Source organism: Streptomyces sp. NPDC090798, from assembly GCF_044768965.1.
Lineage (GTDB): Bacteria > Actinomycetota > Actinomycetes > Streptomycetales > Streptomycetaceae > Streptomyces.
In genome coordinates this window covers 113,392-130,517 of sequence record NZ_JBIVXA010000029.1, presented here as the reverse complement: position 1 = coordinate 130,517, position 17,126 = coordinate 113,392, and the positions used below count along the sequence as shown (strand labels likewise).

Sequence of the window (17,126 nt, the reverse complement as noted above, 5' to 3'; positions counted from 1 at the left end):
AAGCGAACAAGCCCCACGGGGCTCCCTATGTTGTCTAGGCCCACCGTCAAGCATCACGTGGGACCAGAACGTCAGACATCAGCTGGGATCCGACAGCGGGGCGTGGGGCTTGAAGTTGTATGCGCAGGATGGAAGTTCAAGGCCTCGTCGGTGTGCCAGGGGTAGGAAGAGCGCTGGTCGAGCCGTCCAAGTGATGCGTGTGTCGCCCTGGTTGATTGAGACTGTGCAGGATTCCGAGCACAGGAGAGCTCTCCTCGTCTCGATGCGGCCCTCGTACAGCCATTCCCAGGCTTCGTCGGAGGCTCTGGAGTCCAGTGCTGGCGTGATGGTGCGGAGCGCGATCGCTATCCAGCGGTCTGCCTGTCCGGCCGAGTGGGCGTCGAAGGAGCTGTGAAAGGTCGGCTGCTCTGCCTTGGTGAGGTCTTCGGTCCAGCATTCGCACCAGAAGCCGCGGGTGTATCCGTTCACGGGGTCGCTCCCGGTGGGTAGGCCACGAGGACGTAGCGCGTGTTCTCGTCGTGCAGGGTGAGGTGGTAGGCCGTGCCTGTGGTCAGGTAGGCGAGGGCTCGTTCGTGCTCGCGCTCGTCCCGCAGCCAGTAGCGGCCCGGCTGGGCGTATGCCATGTCGAGTTGGTCCGTGACGTTCCTCGTGCGCTCTCGAAGCCATCGCACCGCGAGGCGGGGGCTTGTCGCTTCGTGTGATCCCAGGGGGATGGAGCTGGTTTCGTGCAGCGGGTAGGCCGTGGCCCAGCAGCGGTACGCGCCGCCCTGTCCTTCCGCGGCTAAGTCCTCGGGAGTGGTCGACGTCAGCACGGGTGTCCCCCCGGGCGGGCGCTCGTGAAGAGTTCTGCGGTGACTGTGTGGCCGGCTTGGCTGTCGTGGATCACGACCCGGTGTGCGATCGCGCTGACCATGCCGAGGCCTCGCCCGTGTGTGGCGTCCTGGTGGGCATGCTCGGCCTTCGGCGCCGTCTTGGTGCCGCCGTCGTCCGTGACTGACAGGGCGACGACCTGGGAGGAGACCGCGAGGGCCAGATGGAAGCTGCCCGACTGCTGTCCGCTGGCGGTGTGCAGGATCGCGTTCGCGCTCAGCTCGCTCACAATCAGTTCGGCGTCCTCGGCTAAGGGCGAACCCGCGAGGATGTCCCGCGTCCAGCGTCGGGCCCTGCTGACCTCTTCGGGGAAACCAGGGCAAGTGAGTCCCCAGACCCGGGCGGTGCTCGTATACTCGTGCATACAAGTTCCTTCGTGCTGGTAGGCCGCCATGCGCAGCGGGTTCGGGCTAGACGAGTTTCACGCCGTCGTGGGCGCGGATGGCCGGCGGGGACGCCGCGTCGAGTGCGTCCAGGACGCGGATCGCGTACGCCTCGTCGGCGAGTTCGGTGACTTCTTCGCGGGTGGCCCAGCGCAGTGCGTAGGTCTCGTCCCCGGTGGTGGGTGTGCCGTCGGCGGCTTCGCAGCGGAAGACCAGAGAGACGATCAGGCCCGTCATGTTCTTGTAGACGCCGGTGAGGGTCGCGGGAAGCGCGATCTTGATTCCGGTTTCTTCGAGGACTTCGCGCTGGAGGGCCTCGGGGATGGTTTCCTCGCGCTCGAGGACGCCGCCCGGGGGTTCCCAGTGACCGTTGTCGCGACGCTTGATCAGCAGGGCTCGGCCCTGGTCGTCGACAATGACTCCGGCAACGCTCACGGAGTGCGGGCGGTCAGTGGTCACGTTCCTCGGCCTTCTCGGATGGCTAGGCTCTCCACCGTAGCAACAACACTCGCCCACTCGTCTAGATACCTAAAGGAGTACTCGTGACCTCACTCCCGACCAGTCTGCTCGGCGATCTGGACCCCACGAGCGATCGTGCGGTGTTCCGGCAGATCGCCGACCAGCTGCGCGAGGCCATCGACCGTGGGCGATTCAAGGAGGGCGAAAAGCTCCCCTCGGAAGCTGAGCTCGTCGAGCACTACGGCGTGTCCCGGATGACCGTCCGGAACTCCTTCTCCATCCTCCAGGGCGAGGGGCTCGTCCATGCCGAGCACGGGAAAGGCGTCTTCGTACGGCCACGCCCGCCCGTGCGGCGGCTCGCCTCCGACCGGTTCGCCCGGCGCCATCGCGAACAGGGGAAGTCCGCGTTCATCGTCGAGGCTGATGCTGCTGGCAGTCATCCGCAGGTGGACAGCCTGGAGGTGAAGGAGGAGAAGGCCAGTCAGGACATCTCCACGAGGCTCGGCTCTGTGCGGCGCGTGCTTGCTCGCCGGCGCCGGTATCTGCTCGACGGGCGGCCGGTCGAGTTCGCCACCTCGTATCTCCCGCTGGATATCGCCCGAGACACCCCGATCGCCGAGCCCAACCCCGGTCCCGGTGGCATCTACGCCCGTCTTGAGGAGCTGGGTCACCGCCTCGACCACTTCGAGGAGGAGATCCGGGCCCGGATGCCCGCGCCGTCCGAGGTCAAGACGCTCCGGCTGGCTTCCGGCGTGCCCGTGATCCACCTGATCCGCACCGCGTACGACACCGAGGGGCGGGCCGTGGAGGTCTGCGACACGGTGATGGCGGCGGACGCGTACGTCCTGTCGTACCAGCTCCCGGCGACGTGATCGCATGAGCGGCAGTGTTCTTCAGGGTCAGTGCTGTGCGGGCGGACCTGCGGCGACGCTATGCGGTGGGTCGTTCTGTGGCCTCAGAGGTGGGCGGCTCGAACATGGAGCTGATGCTGTTCCACATGAAGCCTTCCCGCCAGTCCGGTTTGGCGGCCGCCCAGCCGAGGAGCGCATTCAGCACCTTCTCCTGCGAGACGGTCTGCGTCTGGTAGTGCTCGGCGGCGACACCATCGCGGTATTCCAGCTGGTAGGTGTTGTTGTCGCGCATCAGGACCTGGATGTACCAGTCGCCCTGGAGATCCTCGTCTTGCCGTTCAAGAACCATGTGCATGCCGCGTTGCAGGTTGGCGAGCATGGTGCCAATGGCCGGCTTCGAGGGACGCTTGACCGCGCAGCCCCGGGTGTTCGTCGCAATCAGCATGAGCAGATCCTGCCGGATGGCTCTGACAGCTGCTCCTCCCGGCAGATGGGCGGGGCGAGCTGCCTTCACCGGCCGATCGCTCGTGGTGCCGATTCTCCGAACTCGTACGCGCCAACAGGCATACTCGTATAGACGAGTGGGCAAGTTGTGTGGCAGGGTGGTCGTCGTTCCCGGAGATCGGGTTCGAAGGCTGCATCTTGTATAGACGAGTAGATAGGAAGAACTCTTGCGCACCATCCGTGTGGAGACCTCGGCCGCAACGATCCTGCTGACCGAGGCGCCCGAGCCCAAGGTCCGCGACCGGCAGACCGGCGAGATCGCCAAGGACATCAACACCGGCGAGGCACTGATGACGATCGGCGTCGTCTACATCGAGGAAGGGGAGTCCTCCCTCATCAAGGTCACCGTTCCGGAGAGCGGGGTGTCCGAGGGGCTCGCGCTCGGCGCTCCGGTCTCGCTGCCGGGGCTCGTGGCCCGGCCCTGGGAGAGCGTGTTCAACGGGCAGCAGCGGCACGGCATCGCCTACCGCTCCGCCGCCGTCACTCCGGCCGCGTTCCCGGCGGCCCTGGGAGCCACGGCCTGATGACGGATCTGGCAACGCTTCTGGAGGTGGGTGGTCCTGTCGCCGCGCTCGGCGGCGGGGCTGCCTACGCCCGGGCCAAGCACCCCGGCGTCTACTGGTCCACGGTCGGCCTGCCGATATCCACGGCCCGGCTGCTCAGCTCCTACAGCTCCGTCATGGAAGCCTGCGGCCTGACCGTGGCTCCCTCCCGGCTGCGGGTCCTGGCGGTCAAGGCCACCACTCGACGTGAGATCAGCCCCGTACCGCCGCGTCGGGGCATCATCCGGCCCACTTCGACCGGGTTACGGCTTCGTCTGCGGCTCGCTCCCGGGCAGGAACCCGCCGACGTCGCCGCCTCGGCCGAACGGCTGCGGCACGCCTGGGGCGTCCACGCCGTGTACGTCACGACCGTCAAGCCCGGTGTGGTCGAACTGCGGCTCGTCGGCTTCGACGTGCTGCGGCGGGTACGGATGCCGCGCAAGGTCGATGGCGGGTTCCTCAAGGTGCCTGTGGCGCTGCGGGAGGACGCGACTCCCTTCGTACGGGACTACCGGACCGTGCCTCACCAACTGACCCTCGGCGCAACGCTGTCCGGCAAGTCCATGTACCTGCGGCATCTCGTCGCCGGACTCGCCCCGCAACTCGTCGCCCTGGTCGGCATCGACTGCAAGCGCGGTGTGGAGCTCGCGCCGTTCGCCGCCCGGCTCTCGGCACTGGCCACCGATCCCGAGCAAGCCGCCGAGCTGCTGCCGGTGCTCGTCAAGGAAATGGAGGACCGATACGACCTGATCAAGGCCCGGCAAGGGATCGCGCCGGACGCCCCCGACGAGGAGATCACCTCGGACATCTGGGGCCTGCCTGAGCACGAACGGCCAGTACCCATCGTTCTGTTCGTCGACGAGGTGGCCGAACTCTTCCTCGTCGCCACCCGCAAGGACGAGGACCGGCGCGACGAGATGGTCACCCAGCTCATCCGCCTCGCCCAGCTCGGCCGCGCCGCCGGCATCTATCTGGAGGTCTGCGGGCAGCGCTTCGGTGCCGAACTGGGCAAGGGCGCGACCATGCTCCGGGCTCAGCTGACCGGCCGTGTCTGCCACCGCGTCAACGACGAAGCCTCCGCCAAAATGGCACTCGGCGACATCGCCCCGGAAGCCGTCTCCGCCGCCTGCGCCATCGCGCCCGAACGGCCCGGCCTGGCCGTCGCCGGTGACACCTCCGGCGGCTGGTCCCGCATCCGCACCCCGTACCTCTCCCTCGGCGACGCCGCCGAGATCTGCCGCGAGTCGGCCCACCTGGTGCCCGACCTGCCCGCGCTCAAGCCCTTCCGGCCCGACGTACCCGTACGGCCCGTCGAGACAGCGACGGCCCCGGTACTCCAGCCACGCCCCGTCACCGACTGACGCTCACCCCCTCCCCACCCCGGTCGGCGTGACCGCCTCGCGCCAACTCCCTACCCCTCCCATGCCTGAATCCGGAAGGAGTCGCAGCATGCGCGCCCAACTGGCCCGTGTCGACGCGGTACTCGTCCAGGCACTCATCGCCGCAGCGCTGTCCTTCGCCCACCTGCACGACGTCGCCTCGGCGGCCGGTCAGGACGGATGGAAGGCCTGGGCGTATCCCGTCTCCGTCGACCTGCTGCTCGTCGCCGCTTGGCGCCGACTGCGAACCGGCGAGGCGAAAGCGGCTGGGTGGTGCTGGTTCGTCATCGCGCTCACTGCGTCTCTCGGGGCGAACGTCGCCACCGCCGGACTCCTCGACTTGGACCAGGTGCCGGCATGGCTGCGCATCCTCGTTGCGGGCTGGCCCGCGGTCGCCTTCCTCGGCGGAACACTCCTCGCTCACTCGGCCCCGAGTCCGGCCCCGCACGAGGACACCGAGGACGAGCAGGACCAGGAGGACGCGCCCGATCCCGCCCCGGAGCTCCCCACGCAACCGGCTCCCGAGCCGCCCCCTGCTCTGCCTGCCGTAGCCGTCCCGGCTGCCCTGATCGAACACGCCCGCAAGGTCGCCGCCGAACACCACACCCGTACCGGAACGGCCATCGACACCCCGACCCTCCGCGCCCGGCTCGGCGTCCCCGCACCCATGGCCGAAGCCATCGCCGCCCACCTCTGAAAGGAGTCCCACATGTCCCCTGACCGGCGCTTCCGTGACATCACCCGCATCGGCCCCGTCCGGGTCGGTACGTCTTACGACAACCGGGGCCGTGAGAAGCACACCGCCGCCTGCACCGCCCCGCGCTGCGGCTTCTCCGCCGACTACGACAGCCGAGCCGCCGCCGAACTCGCCGCCCGCACCCACCGCTGCCCCGTCCGCTGAAAGGACCTCGCCCCCGTGACCGTCAGCCTCCCGCTCGTCCTCGTCCTCGGCTTCATCGCCTGGGGAGCGGTCAAGTTCCTCGGCGTCCGCACCTGGATCGTCGTCGTGATCGCCCTGTTCGGCTTCCTGCTCTCGCACACCTTCATGGCCCCCGCCATCGACTCCGGCACGCGTTCCGGCGTGGGCATTGTCAACGGCTCACATGACTAGACGAGTAGATAAGGAGAGGTTCGCTGTGTTCCTGCCCAAGTACCCCAACAATCCGACCCCGCCGCCCGCGCACACCCACGCCCCGGCCGATCCAGTGTCCGTACGACGCACGCTCCCGCAGATCTCCATCAGCCCCGGAGCGGTCGCGGCCGTCCTCGTCGGCGGAGTCGTCCTGACCGCGCTCCTGGCCGCCGTCGCCGTCACGGCCATCTCAGTCGCCATCGCAGCCGTGGTCCTGCGCTCGATGCTCCGCGACCACCACCGGCGCTGAACGGCACCTGGTGCCCCGGGGCGGTTCGACACGGCCAAGCATCCACCGCCCCGGGGCTCATCCCTCCTGACCAGCCAGCAAGCCAGCCAGAAGGAGAACGCCATCTTCACCCGCCCCACCCCGCCCCCACTGCCCGAACTCGCCAAGCTGGCCCAGCACGGCACCCTGCCCGGTATCCTCCGGCAGCTCTCCGGACTCGGCGGCTGCACGACCCCGATCCGCCTCGACGGCCACCGCACCGAATACGACGTCAACACCCGCACCGGCGAGATCGGCAACGTCCTCCACCGCCTCGACTCCGCCACCCTCCCGGCCGGTCACCTCCTGGTCCGCTGCAACAACCGCCGCACGACCCGTTGCCCGGCCTGCGCCGAGGTCTACCGCCGCGACACCTTCCACCTGATCACCTCCGGCCTGCGCGGCGGCAAGGGCGTCCCGGAACGCGTCGCCGCCCACCCCCGCGTCTTCGCCACCCTCACCGCACCCAGCTTCGGACCCGTCCACAACCGCCCCACCGGTCCGGCCGGTTCAGTCCGCCGCTGCCGCTGCGGCGTCCTCCACGACCAGGACGACGCCGAGCTCGGCACCCCGCTCAACCCGGACACCTACGACTACGAAGCCGCCGTCCTCTGGAACGCCCACGCCGGTCCGCTCTGGCGCCGCTTCTCCACGTACCTCCGCCGGGAGGTCGCCAAGCGGGCCGGACTCTCACAGCGCGCGTTCCGCCAGTACGCCCGGGTGTCCTTCGCCAAGGTCGCCGAGTACCAGAAGCGCGGCGCCGTCCACTTCCACGCCGTCATCCGCATCGACGGCCCCGAGGGCGGCGACACCCCGCCCCCGGCCTGGGCCACCGCCGAGCTGCTCACCGATGCCATACGCGCCGCCGCTGCCCACGTCCGCGTGGATGGCCTGGTCATCGACGGACGCGCCCACACCTTCACCTTCGGCCGCCAACTCGACGTCCGCACCATCCGATCCGCCGACTTCGAGGGCGGCCAAGAACTCACCGAACGGGCCGTTGCCTCGTACATCGCCAAGTACGCCACCAAGGGGGCCGAGACCGCCACGGGAGCTCTCGACCGCCCGCTCAAGTTCCTCGCCGAACTCGCCCAGCTTGACATCAGCGACCACGCCCGCCGGCTGATCCGCACCGCCTGGACGCTCGGGGCCCGCAAGGAATTAGAAGATCTCCGGCTCCGGGCCTGGGCTCACATGCTCGGCTTCCGCGGCCACTTCTCCACCAAGTCACGCCGCTACTCCACCACCCTCGGCGCCCTCCGCACCGCCCGCGCCGAATGGCGCCGCGCCCAAGCCGCAGTGATCACCGAGGACGAGCCGGACACGACTCTCGTTCTCTCGCACTGGGTCTTTGCCGGAATCGGCCTGTCCGCCGCCGAAGCCTGGCTCGCCGCGTCCCTCGAACCCGCTCTCGGTACGGAAGGAGAACCGACGTGAACCCGCAACGCGACGAGCTGATGACCGTGCGCCAGGTCTTGGACGAGCTGGGCGGGGTCTCTCGCCGGACGTTCTACCGCTGGCGCGAGTTGGGGCACGGGCCGGCCGCGTTCAAGCTGCCCAACGGGGAGCTCCGGGTGTGGCGGAGTGACTTCTCCACGTGGCTGCGAGAGCTGGAGGCCGCGGCGTGAAGTCTCTCGACGTGAAGGTCTGGGCCGTACGGAAGCGCGATACGAAGACGCCCTCGTACGGCGTTCGGTGGTCTGTGGCGGGCAACGTCTTCTCCGACTCGTTCCGCACGAAGGCACTCGCCGATCACTACCGCTCGAAGCTGATGCGCGCGATGCGCGACGGCGAGGAGTTCGACCAGGCGTCCGGGCTTCCGGACTCGATGGAACCGAAGAAGTCGGCTGTGTCCTGGTACGACTTCGCTCTTCGGTACCTCGCCATGAAGTGGCCGCACGCCGCTCCCAATACGCGCAACGGCATCAACGAATCGCTCACCAGCGTGACCGTGGAACTGCTCGACGAGCGGGCCGGACGGCCGTCCGATCAGGCCATCCGCCAGGCGCTCCGCAACTGGGCTTTCGTCCTGCCGGGGCCCGACGACCGAGATGTCCCGGACGACGTACGGAACGTCCTTCACTGGGTGTCGAAGGCATCGCGACCGCTCGCCGATCTCGCTGAACCGGCTACGGCCCGTGCGGTGCTGGACTCACTGAAGCTCAAGCTCGACGGCACGGCCGCGGCAGCCGAAACCGTGCGGCGCAAGCGGCGGACCCTCGTCAACGCTGCCAACTACGCGGTCGACCTGGGAGAGCTGCGCGAGAACCCGATCACGGCCGTCCGCTGGCAGAAACCGAAGGTCTCCAACCAGGTCGACCCTCGCGTTGTCGCGAACCCCGAGCAGGCTCGCAACCTCTTGGCAGCCGTCTCCTACGTGGGCGGCTACCGGCGGGCCCGCGGTCGGCGGCTGGTGGGTCTCTTTGCTGCGATGTACTTCGGCGGCCTCCGGCCGGCTGAAGCGATCGGCCTTGCCGAGACGGACCTGAACCTCCCCGAACAGGGCTGGGGATCGGCGCTGCTCCACCGGACCCGCCCGTCGGTCGGCAAGCAGTGGACCGACTCGGGGGAGACCCACGACGACCGCGGTTTGAAGAACCGGCCGGTTGAGGACGTCAGGCGGGTGCCGATCCCGCCCCACCTTGTCTCCGCACTCCGCGAGCACCTGGCCACTTTCGGGACGGCGGACGACGGGCGGCTCTTCTTCAGCGAGAAGGGCTCGGTCGTCCCGTCCTCGACCTACTACCGCGTATGGCAGGAGGCCCGCCTCCTCGCGCTCCCGCCGGCTGTGGCGTCCTCGCCGCTCGCGAGTCGGCCGTACGACCTCCGTCACTCGGCGCTGTCGACCTGGCTCAATGCCGGTGTCGACCCCACCGAGGTGGCTGAGCGCGCCGGTAACAGCGTCGAGGTCTTGCTGACCCGCTACGCGAAGTGCCTCGACGGACGGCAGGACGTCGCCAACCGACGTATCGAGGATCTGCTCCGCGAGTACGAGTGAGACAAACCGGAGAGGAGCGCCCGAGCTAAGGGCGCTTCTCTCCTCAATGGCCCCTGAAAGTGGAAGGATCTCAACACCGCAGAGGTGGGAGGAAATCTGTGTCGAAACAGGTCATACGTCCGAGTGATGTGAACCCCTCGGCTGAGATGGCTGAGTTCCAGTTCTGGAAGTGCCGTCAATGTGGAAGCGAGCCCTTGGGGCTGTTCGTCGACGAGCGGGGCCGGTACCACTACCGGCACGACGACCCTGATGGCCTGGATCCACACACCGATGTCGTAGCTCTTGGGTACGTGGACGGGGTACTGACCCGGTTCTGACATACGGACGCGCAGCGGCCCTGGATTGCTAAAGCATCCAGGGCCGCGCCCGTTTGCTGGCTCGGTGACGTAGGCGAATTCAAGGTCTTGTGGCCTCATGTCTCTAGCTGCTGCCATGTCGGCAACGTCAGTTCGAGAGCGCAGGGGGCCTTGTGGAACTGCACGTAACTCGCTGGAAGCGCTATGGGCATGATCGTCTGTACGCCAACCTGTCTGATGGCACCGCAGTTGGCTGGGCGGACGCCAAGACCGGGGACATCGTGGTCTTACGGACCGACTATCGCGACGACGTCATTGCCGTGTTGACCCAGCACTTACAGAGCTTCACCGAGCCAGATCCACCCGACAGGGCGCCTGAGGCTAAGGCGCGTCCGGTGTTGCCGCCGCTGACGCCGGCCGAGGACCTGGCTGTCAACCCTCCTGGGAGGTCCCTGCGTGAACTGCTCGACAAGTCGGGCCCGGGTCTCGTGGAGCGAGTTGTCGCACGCCTTCTGCGGCGACCGACAGAGTGGGACTCCTGGCAAAAGGGATTGGCGGGGGAGCGGCGCGTGGGAGCTGAGCTGAACCGCTTGTCGCGCCATGGCTGGCACGTCCTGCACTCCATCCCCCTGGCCGACAAAGTGGATGTCGATCACTTGCTGATCGGGCCCGGTGGCGTGTTCAGCATCAATACAAAGCACCACGACAAAAGGGCTGTGTGGGTCGGAGAAGACTCCGTGAAGGTCGATCACGGAAAGCCGGCGCCCTACGCGCGCAAGAGCCGGGCGGAGGCCAAGCGAGTAGGCCGAGTGCTTGAGCGCTATTGCGGCTTCCCTGTACCGGTGGAGCCGGTGCTCGTCTTCGTCGGCGTGACTGATCTCAAGGTGGTCGTCACGCAGCTCAGCGTGCGCGTGTACCGGGAGCGTGAGGTGGCGGCACTGGCGCCCCTCTCAGGAGTGCTGACGGCCGAGCAGGTCGAGCAGGTGTACGGCGTCGCACGCCATCGCCTGGCTTGGAGAGGTGCCGCCGACGGCGACACGAGGGATCTGAACATCTAGTTGCGCCACGCTTTGGGCTGGTGCTCTCGGGACGACGCCGATCGATGTGGCCCCTGCTGGTGGGTAGCTGCGGTCTCGTCAGCCCCACTGAGTGACGATGGCTTCCTCGACGCTGAAGACCGCACCGCACTCGGCGCACTGCGCGTCACCGAAGACGTAGGTCAATTTCCGGGCGATGTCCGGCTGGCCGTCTGCGAGTGCGCGGGAGTGGAGTCTTTGGGCCAGTCCCTCCAAGGCTTCGGGGGCCCGAGGTCGTAGCGGCACCTGCCTCGCCGAGGTGGAGGACTCCATGTACATGCTGTCCGTGGTCGAAAAGTAGCCGTACTCGCCGAAGGCTATGAAGTTCTCCGTGCCACATGTGAGGCAGGGCACCTCGTACTCCTCGTCGTTCAGCGTGTCGAACTGCTCGCCCCAGACCTCGACGTCCTGGAAGCTGAGCAGCGCGGCCAGCAAGTAGACGTAGTTCGTGGGGTCGTCGGCGAGCCCGGGATCCTGGAGGGCTTCATCGGTCAGTTGCGCCAACTCGGAAATCTGGGAGGCGTAGGTGACGTGGGGATCCTCATCGCCGTACGGCTGATCCGTGCTGGCCACAATGGAGCCGGCCAGGCAGAGGGTCATCCTCCGGTCCACCGCTGACCACTGACGCGCCATTGCGGTCAGAGCGGGCAAGGCCGCGTAGCTCGCCGAGTAGACCGTGCCCTGATGGCACAGTCGGGACCAGAGTTTGGTCCAGCCCGGGTCCTCGGCGTCAGGGCCCACTGAGGCAAGCAGTCTGGGGACGTCTTCTGCCGTGCCGTAGGCGTGGTGGAGCCGGGACCAGTCCGTCATGCCGATGATCTAAGCAGTCGGGCACTGCACGATGCCGCGGCCGCCGCGAGGGCGTGTGAGCCAGACGTCTCTGAAATCCGGCAGTGACCTGCGGCGACGGGCCAAGATCCCGTCCACGCCTCGTCCACAGACCCCGACATACAGCGGCTTCGGGCGGCATCTGCCTGCACATACGCGAAGACCCCGGCCTCAGCGTTTCCGCTGGTGACGGGGTCTTTGGGCACCTCATACAGGGTGCCCCCGGCAGGATTCGAACCTGCGCACACGGCTCCGGAGTGATTGCGCCGATCGAGCCTCGCACCCCGCCTGACCTGCGCGGGAGCCAGTCCCTTGTGGTACGGATACACACACTGTGTCGGAGCTGTGTCGCAGCGAGCCCACGACTGGACGCTGTGCTGGCCCATTCCCACGTGCGGACAAAGACTCTGGGCGCCGTGGGCCAGAGACTGCCTTGTCCCCAAGCAACTTGGGCGGGACTCGTCCAGTGGGGCTGTCCTGGGGCGACAGCCCCCCGACGTGCCGCCCGTCCGCGCGTGAGGAGCGCGGGGGAGCGGGGAATGGTCGCGAACACTCGCGACCGTCAGTGAATGAGACCGGAACTGAGACCAACGGCAGTATCGATCGGCGCTCGCCACCGGGCGTACTACTCGGGGTGGCCCCAGGCGCTGGGGGCATACAACCGTGACGAATAATGCGCGGGTGACGACGAGTTCAGTGCCGTATGCGGATGTTCCCGCTCGCCCCTGGGTGTCCGCGGATGCCAGGCGGTGGGCGGACGTCCGGGTGCCCGCGTGGGCGCGGCCGGTGGGGCCGGCTGTGGTGCTGCTGGTGGCGGTGGTCATGGCGGCGGTGATGTTCTCGCCCGACTCGATGTGCACGGTGGCAGCGCCCTGTGGGGCGGACTGGCTCGATGCGGCCGGATCGATGCTCTTCCTGCCGCACTTGGTGTGGTTGTTTGTGCTACCGGAACTCGCGCTCGTGTCCGCTCCGTTGCTGCTGATCTGGATGAGCAATCCCGATATTTGGCTGGGTGGGCCGGCCGAGAAGATCGCGGACGCCGTCGTTGTGGCGGGGCTGTGCTGGGGCTGGGCGGCCGTCGTGGCGCGGCTGCGGGCGCGCGGCCGCCAACGCTCGCTCGTGCTCGACGCGGCCGGCGGCATCACGGTGCCTGCCCCGGCGACGGACGACGTCCGCCCTTGGCGCCGGGGCCTGGTCCGCGGCACTGTGGGGGCGATCCTGTGCGCGGTGGCCGGTGCCCTGATTACGACCGTCGTCGTGGACGACCGGGCAGACGACCGCCTGGCCCGTACGGCCACGTCGGAGAACGCCCGAGTCGTGGCCTACAACACAGACGACTACACCGTCACCGTCCGCCTCTCAGACAACACACGACACAGGTTCGACGCGCAGGGCAGCTATCGGGTCGGCAGTAGCGTGCCGGTGCTGATGCACGGCGATTGGATGCGGCTCACCACTGAGCCCTACGGCGACCGCACCGGCCGCCAGGCGCTGGCACTCATCCTCGCCGGGCTCGGTGTCACCGTGCTCGGCTCGGGCCTGCTCTCCCGCCGCCGGGCGGTGGCGCTGCACCGCGCCCCGGTCCCGGTACTGCGCGTCCTGACCCGTCACGATCAGGGGCGTACGGAGATTTTCGCCGCCGACGACACCGCCACCCTGCGTCCGGTGCTGAGCTACGAGCCCCACACCGGTACCCGCACGGCACTGCGCCAAGCCCTGCTCTACGGTGCACCTCGCGAGGGCGGTGAGTTGATTCTGGCGAGCGCAACGGAGTCCGGGCAGTGGCTCGTCGAGGGGACCGCGTCCCCGATACGGCACGGTTCTCCCGACGGAATGGGCAAGCCCGGGGTATACCGTCCCGGCACAGCACGCACGGCCGCACACCGCCGGGCCGCTGAGGCCCGCGTCCAAGACGCCCTCGCCGCGATGACCCCTGCTACCGGACCGGTCCGGTGGCAGGCAGGTCCGGTGGCGCGCTCCGTCGGAGCGGCGTTGATCGTCGTGACCATCATGCTGCTGGGGACGCTCTTCACGGGTTCCCCTACGTGGTGGCAGCTGCCCTTCTGGTCGGTGGGTGGTTTGTACTGGGTGAGCGTCTGCCTCCGGATGATGATCTGGCGGATCACCGCCGACTCCAAGGGACTGCACGTTCGCGGCCTGTGGCGTACTGCCCACCTCCCGTGGGCGGATGTCATCGGCGCTGTCTACACCCCCGAAGGTGAGCTGATCGTCCGTTGCCGCACCAATGTCGACGACACCCCCGTCGGCAGTGTCGGCTTCCCGCCGCTGGAGCGACGGCTGCGCCGCCCAGGCCGTGCTGAGCGTGCCGCCGCCGAGATCACCGCGATGGTCCGCGAGCCGGGCCTGCGGCCGAAAAACGACGCCGGATGCACATGAGCGACCCCCACTCCGACCCTGTCACGCTCAGCGGTGCGTCATATCGGCCGCTCGGGTGCTGACGCCAAGCAACTGAAGCTCGCGTGCCGTTGGGGTGGCTGCCGTACTTCGCTGCTGTAGTGCAGCGGCTCCGGAAGGTACTTCGGCTCGTTGCATTCTGCCTGTTCAGCAGGCTATGAACGGTCGGACCATGGCTATTCGTCCATGGGTGGTCCACGGTCCCGGGCAGCGCGCCCCTTGCAGAAAGTGTGTTTGATGTTCGTATCGAGGATCGCGCCCACGCGTAGGACGTGGCTGGCTCGACCTGACGTGTCCGGGTCTGCTTGACGGCCACTCAAGTGTTGTTCGAAAGAAGATTCACCTAAAAGGGCACAACCCGCGACGATATTGGGCATGTTGCACGCAGCCGCATAGGCGGCGATCGGACAGTGGTCACTAGTCCATGGAGGGGTCGCGAGGAGCTGAAGAGCTAGACGCTAGCTTGCGGCAAGTTCCCAGAGTCCCGCCCAACTGGCCTTCCTCGACACGTACTACTGACATATGCCGAACCAGTGGGTACGATCACGCTCTGGGGCGGAACCATTACGCGGGGGTATTGTGGCTGACAGCACTTCGAACTCAGACTCTGGACTTCTGGGGAAGATTTCAGCTGATCCTGCAAGTCAGCAAATCCCGGTCGAAATTAGCTTTGAGATCATACGGCTTTTTTCTGAAGGGCTTTACCAGAGCCCGCATAAGGCGATCGAAGAGCTCGTTTCTAACAGTTTCGATGCAGGCGCAAAGAGTGCTCGCATCATTACGCCGCGATCAAAGTCGGAAGACCCGCTCGGCGCTGATTCATTGTGGGTAATCGATAATGGTTCCGGAATGGACGAGGAGGGGTTTGCTCGCCTCTGGCGTGTTGCGGAGTCTACGAAATCAGCCGACTCCACCGTTCAAGGAAGACGCCCTATCGGACAGTTCGGGATCGGCAAATTAGCCGCCTACGTCCTTGCCTGGCGACTTACTCATATCAGTAAGGTGGGGGAGTATTATTACTACGCTTCTATGGACTTCAAGAAGGTGGAGGGTAAACGTCAGAACGACCCCAATGCCGGGCCTGTATCGCTTGAGCTTCACATTGTAGAAGAAGACGAGGCGCGGGATCTACTGGAGGAAGTCCAAGCCAAGGATCCAAAAGCCTGGGACATGATGTTCGGTGCTAAAGCAGCGCCAACTTGGACTGCAGCTGCACTTAGCGATTTTAAGACGCTCTTCGAAAAATTCCGCCCGGGTGTGCTGAGCTGGGTGATGAGAACCGGTCTCCCTCTCGCCAGCGACTTTAAGATCTTCCTTAATGGTGAGGAACTAAGGTCGGCTAAGGAAGATGCAGTTGTCCTCAAAGACTTTAAAATCGGCGGCCCTTCAGATAAGGCAGCCCAAAAGTTAGGGATCGAGACAACAGCAACTGGAATCTTGATCCCAGGTATCGAGGGCGAGATTACAGGAAATGCGACGCTGTATGAGAAGCCTCTGATTACTGGAAAGTCTCTTCAGTACGGCCGCAGTAACGGGTTTTTCATTCGGGTGCGAGGCCGGGTGATCAATCTCGAACAAGAGCTTTTTGGACTTGAGACGCTTAACCTAGCCGTCTGGCATCGATTTAAGATGGAAGTACATGCGGACGGTCTTCGCACGCACTTGCTCTCATCACGTGAGGGTGTGCGGGCCTCTGACGCTCTTGAGCAATTTCGAGATTACTTGCGGGCCAAATTTAATGAGGCCCGTGTGGTGTACACGGCCGAGAACAAAGAGAAGCTTGTTGGGTTCGACCTCAAGCTTCTTCTGAAGGAAGGGTCGCCGAGTATCCTCGCTGACCCGCTGGTGGCAGCGATTCAGAATGCTGTCGTGCAGGCTCAGCAACCGTCACATTACATCACTGCTCCGAGCCACCTTGATGAGGATGAGCGTGCAGAGTGGATTGAAGAGTTCTCTCGCGATGTGATGGAGCAACCCTTCCTTGATGTTCAGATCAGGGATATGGGGGCGTACGATCGGCTAGCTGAATATGATGCGAAGACTAGAATTCTGTACATCAATCAGGAGCACCCCTTCGTTGCCAAAATAATGGCACATTCGAAGAATCAGACACCTGCCACCTTGTTTGCTACTTCAGAGGTGCTGACGGATGCTTTTCTTCGGGAAGGTGGAATTTCTCCCGAAATTACTGCCGAAGTATTTGCGCTTCGGGACCGGGCTCTTCGCCAAATTGCGGGGGACTACGGTCCGGATGCCGCGGAGGTCTTGAGGCATCTATCCATTGCAGACCAGAACAAAGACGCACTGGAGAAGGCTGTGGGTCAGGCCTTCCTTGTTTTGGGATTCCAGTACGAGCGACGCGGCGGAAACCGTGGGGGAGCGGACGGAATCCTGGATGCCCGTCTTGGGCGTGGAGAAAATAAGCTGGAAGATTTCCGAATCGTCTATGATGCCAAGACTACAGCGGGAAGCAGCATTCCAGTAGATAAAGTGCATTTTGATGCACTTTGGGATTTCATTCATGAAGAGTCTGCCGACTTTGGATTCTTCATCGGGAAAAAATTTGACGGCCAAGACAAAGATGATTCCTCAGTAAATAGGAGGACGGCCCTTGGTCGTGTTGATCGCCCCATGACCGTGATGCTCACTGCCCAGTTGCGACGCTTGGTTGAGCTTCACTATCAATTTGGGGTGACACTTAATCAGATTCGAGAACTATTCACGAGTGCTTTGACTGTGAAGGAGGTCGAGAAATGGCTCGACGCTCTCGAGTCTAGTTTCCGTGAGACGCAGCAGCCTGTCCCTCTGAAGAAACTCTTGAGGGGGATTGAGCGTGAAAAGGGCGACATTAAAAGTCAGCCAAATGTGTACGCAGTTCGCGCCACAGATCCTCGCCTAAGAGGCTATGAGCCGGCGAAGCTTATTGCTGCATTGCAGGCAGTGCAGACCATAGTTGGATCTCGTTGGCTAGAGGTAAATCCCGCCAGCGGTGATGTCCGCATGTCACACACGGCAGACAGTATCATCACTGAAGTTGACCGCCGCTTGCAGGATGACTTGGGCTTGCCTGCAGTGCCTGACGATCCGGAGTCGTGATCATGCGTTCGCTTGCCGCACCTCACCCT

At 65.5% G+C, this 17,126-nt stretch carries 19 protein-coding genes; 13 read left to right on the top strand and 6 right to left on the bottom strand.

Annotated features, from left to right (window positions below; all coding sequences use genetic code 11):
* Window positions 1–78: 78 nt before the first annotated feature.
* The 4 genes from ACIQTP_RS41255 to ACIQTP_RS41240 all read right to left on the bottom strand — a co-directional run bounded on the left by ACIQTP_RS41255 (window position 79) and on the right by ACIQTP_RS41240 (window position 1,688).
* The gene (locus tag ACIQTP_RS41255) at window positions 79–468 is read right to left on the bottom strand and encodes a hypothetical protein (RefSeq protein WP_403409813.1); all 390 of its coding nucleotides are present in this window, start codon (window positions 466–468) and stop codon (window positions 79–81) included.
* Window positions 465–623 carry a hypothetical protein gene (locus ACIQTP_RS41250; RefSeq protein ID WP_403409810.1) on the bottom strand — a complete coding sequence of 53 codons (159 nt, stop codon included), beginning with the start codon at window positions 621–623 and terminating at the stop codon, window positions 465–467. The genes ACIQTP_RS41255 and ACIQTP_RS41250 overlap by 4 nt, the downstream gene beginning before the upstream one ends.
* 182 nt (window positions 624–805) lie before the next feature.
* Window positions 806–1,234, bottom strand: a complete 429-nt coding sequence (locus ACIQTP_RS41245) for an ATP-binding protein (RefSeq protein WP_403409807.1) — start codon at window positions 1,232–1,234, stop codon at window positions 806–808.
* Between the two features lie 46 nt (window positions 1,235–1,280).
* Complete coding sequence (locus tag ACIQTP_RS41240) at window positions 1,281–1,688, bottom strand: NUDIX hydrolase (RefSeq protein ID WP_190171981.1); 408 nt, start codon at window positions 1,686–1,688, stop codon at window positions 1,281–1,283.
* A gap of 107 nt (window positions 1,689–1,795) precedes the next feature.
* Here ACIQTP_RS41240 and ACIQTP_RS41235 point away from each other — a divergent pair, with 107 nt between their 5' ends.
* Window positions 1,796–2,584 carry a GntR family transcriptional regulator gene (locus ACIQTP_RS41235; protein WP_095854127.1) on the top strand — a complete coding sequence of 263 codons (789 nt, stop codon included), beginning with the start codon at window positions 1,796–1,798 and terminating at the stop codon, window positions 2,582–2,584.
* A 58-nt stretch (window positions 2,585–2,642) separates the two neighbouring features.
* Here ACIQTP_RS41235 and ACIQTP_RS41230 read toward each other — a convergent pair whose 3' ends face one another.
* Entirely contained in the window at window positions 2,643–3,008 is a 366-nt protein-coding gene (locus tag ACIQTP_RS41230; protein WP_403409804.1) for a hypothetical protein, read from the bottom strand.
* Between the two features lie 226 nt (window positions 3,009–3,234).
* Here ACIQTP_RS41230 and ACIQTP_RS41225 point away from each other — a divergent pair, with 226 nt between their 5' ends.
* The 10 genes from ACIQTP_RS41225 to ACIQTP_RS41180 all read left to right on the top strand — a co-directional run bounded on the left by ACIQTP_RS41225 (window position 3,235) and on the right by ACIQTP_RS41180 (window position 10,740).
* Window positions 3,235–3,591 (top strand): hypothetical protein, encoded by a 357-nt coding sequence (locus ACIQTP_RS41225; protein ID WP_360265051.1) that lies wholly within the window; start codon window positions 3,235–3,237, stop codon window positions 3,589–3,591.
* A complete protein-coding gene (locus ACIQTP_RS41220) occupies window positions 3,591–4,970 on the top strand; it encodes an FtsK/SpoIIIE domain-containing protein (protein ID WP_403409802.1) in 1,380 nt (459 codons plus the stop codon). Before ACIQTP_RS41225 ends, ACIQTP_RS41220 begins: the two co-directional genes overlap by 1 nt.
* Before the next feature lie 88 nt (window positions 4,971–5,058).
* A complete protein-coding gene (locus tag ACIQTP_RS41215; RefSeq protein WP_403409799.1) occupies window positions 5,059–5,685 on the top strand; it encodes a DUF2637 domain-containing protein in 627 nt (208 codons plus the stop codon).
* 12 nt (window positions 5,686–5,697) lie between these two features.
* Window positions 5,698–5,889: a mobile element transfer protein gene (locus tag ACIQTP_RS41210; protein ID WP_403409796.1), complete on the top strand. Its 192-nt coding sequence runs from the start codon at window positions 5,698–5,700 to the stop codon at window positions 5,887–5,889.
* A gap of 15 nt (window positions 5,890–5,904) precedes the next feature.
* On the top strand, window positions 5,905–6,099 hold the full coding sequence (locus ACIQTP_RS41205) for a hypothetical protein (protein ID WP_099921822.1): 195 nt from the start codon (window positions 5,905–5,907) through the stop codon (window positions 6,097–6,099).
* A gap of 25 nt (window positions 6,100–6,124) precedes the next feature.
* On the top strand, window positions 6,125–6,370 hold the full coding sequence (locus ACIQTP_RS41200; protein WP_403409793.1) for a SpdD protein: 246 nt from the start codon (window positions 6,125–6,127) through the stop codon (window positions 6,368–6,370).
* 165 nt (window positions 6,371–6,535) lie between these two features.
* Window positions 6,536–7,825, top strand: coding sequence for a replication initiator (locus ACIQTP_RS41195; RefSeq protein ID WP_403409829.1), 1,290 nt, complete (start codon window positions 6,536–6,538; stop codon window positions 7,823–7,825).
* 20 nt (window positions 7,826–7,845) lie between these two features.
* Window positions 7,846–8,016 (top strand): AlpA family transcriptional regulator, encoded by a 171-nt coding sequence (locus ACIQTP_RS41190; protein ID WP_266765852.1) that lies wholly within the window; start codon window positions 7,846–7,848, stop codon window positions 8,014–8,016.
* On the top strand, window positions 8,013–9,386 hold the full coding sequence (locus ACIQTP_RS41185; protein WP_403409790.1) for a tyrosine-type recombinase/integrase: 1,374 nt from the start codon (window positions 8,013–8,015) through the stop codon (window positions 9,384–9,386). The genes ACIQTP_RS41190 and ACIQTP_RS41185 overlap by 4 nt, the downstream gene beginning before the upstream one ends.
* A gap of 469 nt (window positions 9,387–9,855) precedes the next feature.
* Window positions 9,856–10,740: a nuclease-related domain-containing protein gene (locus ACIQTP_RS41180; RefSeq protein WP_403409787.1), complete on the top strand. Its 885-nt coding sequence runs from the start codon at window positions 9,856–9,858 to the stop codon at window positions 10,738–10,740.
* A gap of 78 nt (window positions 10,741–10,818) precedes the next feature.
* Here ACIQTP_RS41180 and ACIQTP_RS41175 read toward each other — a convergent pair whose 3' ends face one another.
* The gene (locus tag ACIQTP_RS41175) at window positions 10,819–11,568 is read right to left on the bottom strand and encodes a hypothetical protein (protein WP_403409784.1); all 750 of its coding nucleotides are present in this window, start codon (window positions 11,566–11,568) and stop codon (window positions 10,819–10,821) included.
* A 699-nt stretch (window positions 11,569–12,267) separates the two neighbouring features.
* Between ACIQTP_RS41175 and ACIQTP_RS41170 the strand changes: the two genes are divergently transcribed.
* Window positions 12,268–13,983, top strand: coding sequence for a hypothetical protein (locus tag ACIQTP_RS41170; RefSeq protein WP_403409782.1), 1,716 nt, complete (start codon window positions 12,268–12,270; stop codon window positions 13,981–13,983).
* 597 nt (window positions 13,984–14,580) lie between these two features.
* Entirely contained in the window at window positions 14,581–17,097 is a 2,517-nt protein-coding gene (locus tag ACIQTP_RS41165; RefSeq protein WP_403409779.1) for an ATP-binding protein, read from the top strand.
* The last annotated feature ends 29 nt before the right edge of the window (window positions 17,098–17,126 follow it).

Excerpts from the sequence above, each read along its gene's own strand:
- ACIQTP_RS41250 (WP_403409810.1), bottom strand. The coding sequence starts at position 623 with ATGGCATACGCCCAGCCGGGCCGCTACTGGCTGCGGGACGAGCGCGAG.
- ACIQTP_RS41245 (WP_403409807.1), bottom strand. The coding sequence starts at position 1,234 with ATGCACGAGTATACGAGCACCGCCCGGGTCTGGGGACTCACTTGCCCT.
- ACIQTP_RS41230 (WP_403409804.1), bottom strand. The coding sequence starts at position 3,008 with ATGCTGATTGCGACGAACACCCGGGGCTGCGCGGTCAAGCGTCCCTCG.
- ACIQTP_RS41220 (WP_403409802.1), top strand. The coding sequence starts at position 3,591 with ATGACGGATCTGGCAACGCTTCTGGAGGTGGGTGGTCCTGTCGCCGCG.
- ACIQTP_RS41215 (WP_403409799.1), top strand. The coding sequence starts at position 5,059 with ATGCGCGCCCAACTGGCCCGTGTCGACGCGGTACTCGTCCAGGCACTC.
- ACIQTP_RS41210 (WP_403409796.1), top strand. The coding sequence starts at position 5,698 with ATGTCCCCTGACCGGCGCTTCCGTGACATCACCCGCATCGGCCCCGTC.
- ACIQTP_RS41190 (WP_266765852.1), top strand. The coding sequence starts at position 7,846 with ATGACCGTGCGCCAGGTCTTGGACGAGCTGGGCGGGGTCTCTCGCCGG.
- ACIQTP_RS41175 (WP_403409784.1), bottom strand. The coding sequence starts at position 11,568 with ATGACGGACTGGTCCCGGCTCCACCACGCCTACGGCACGGCAGAAGAC.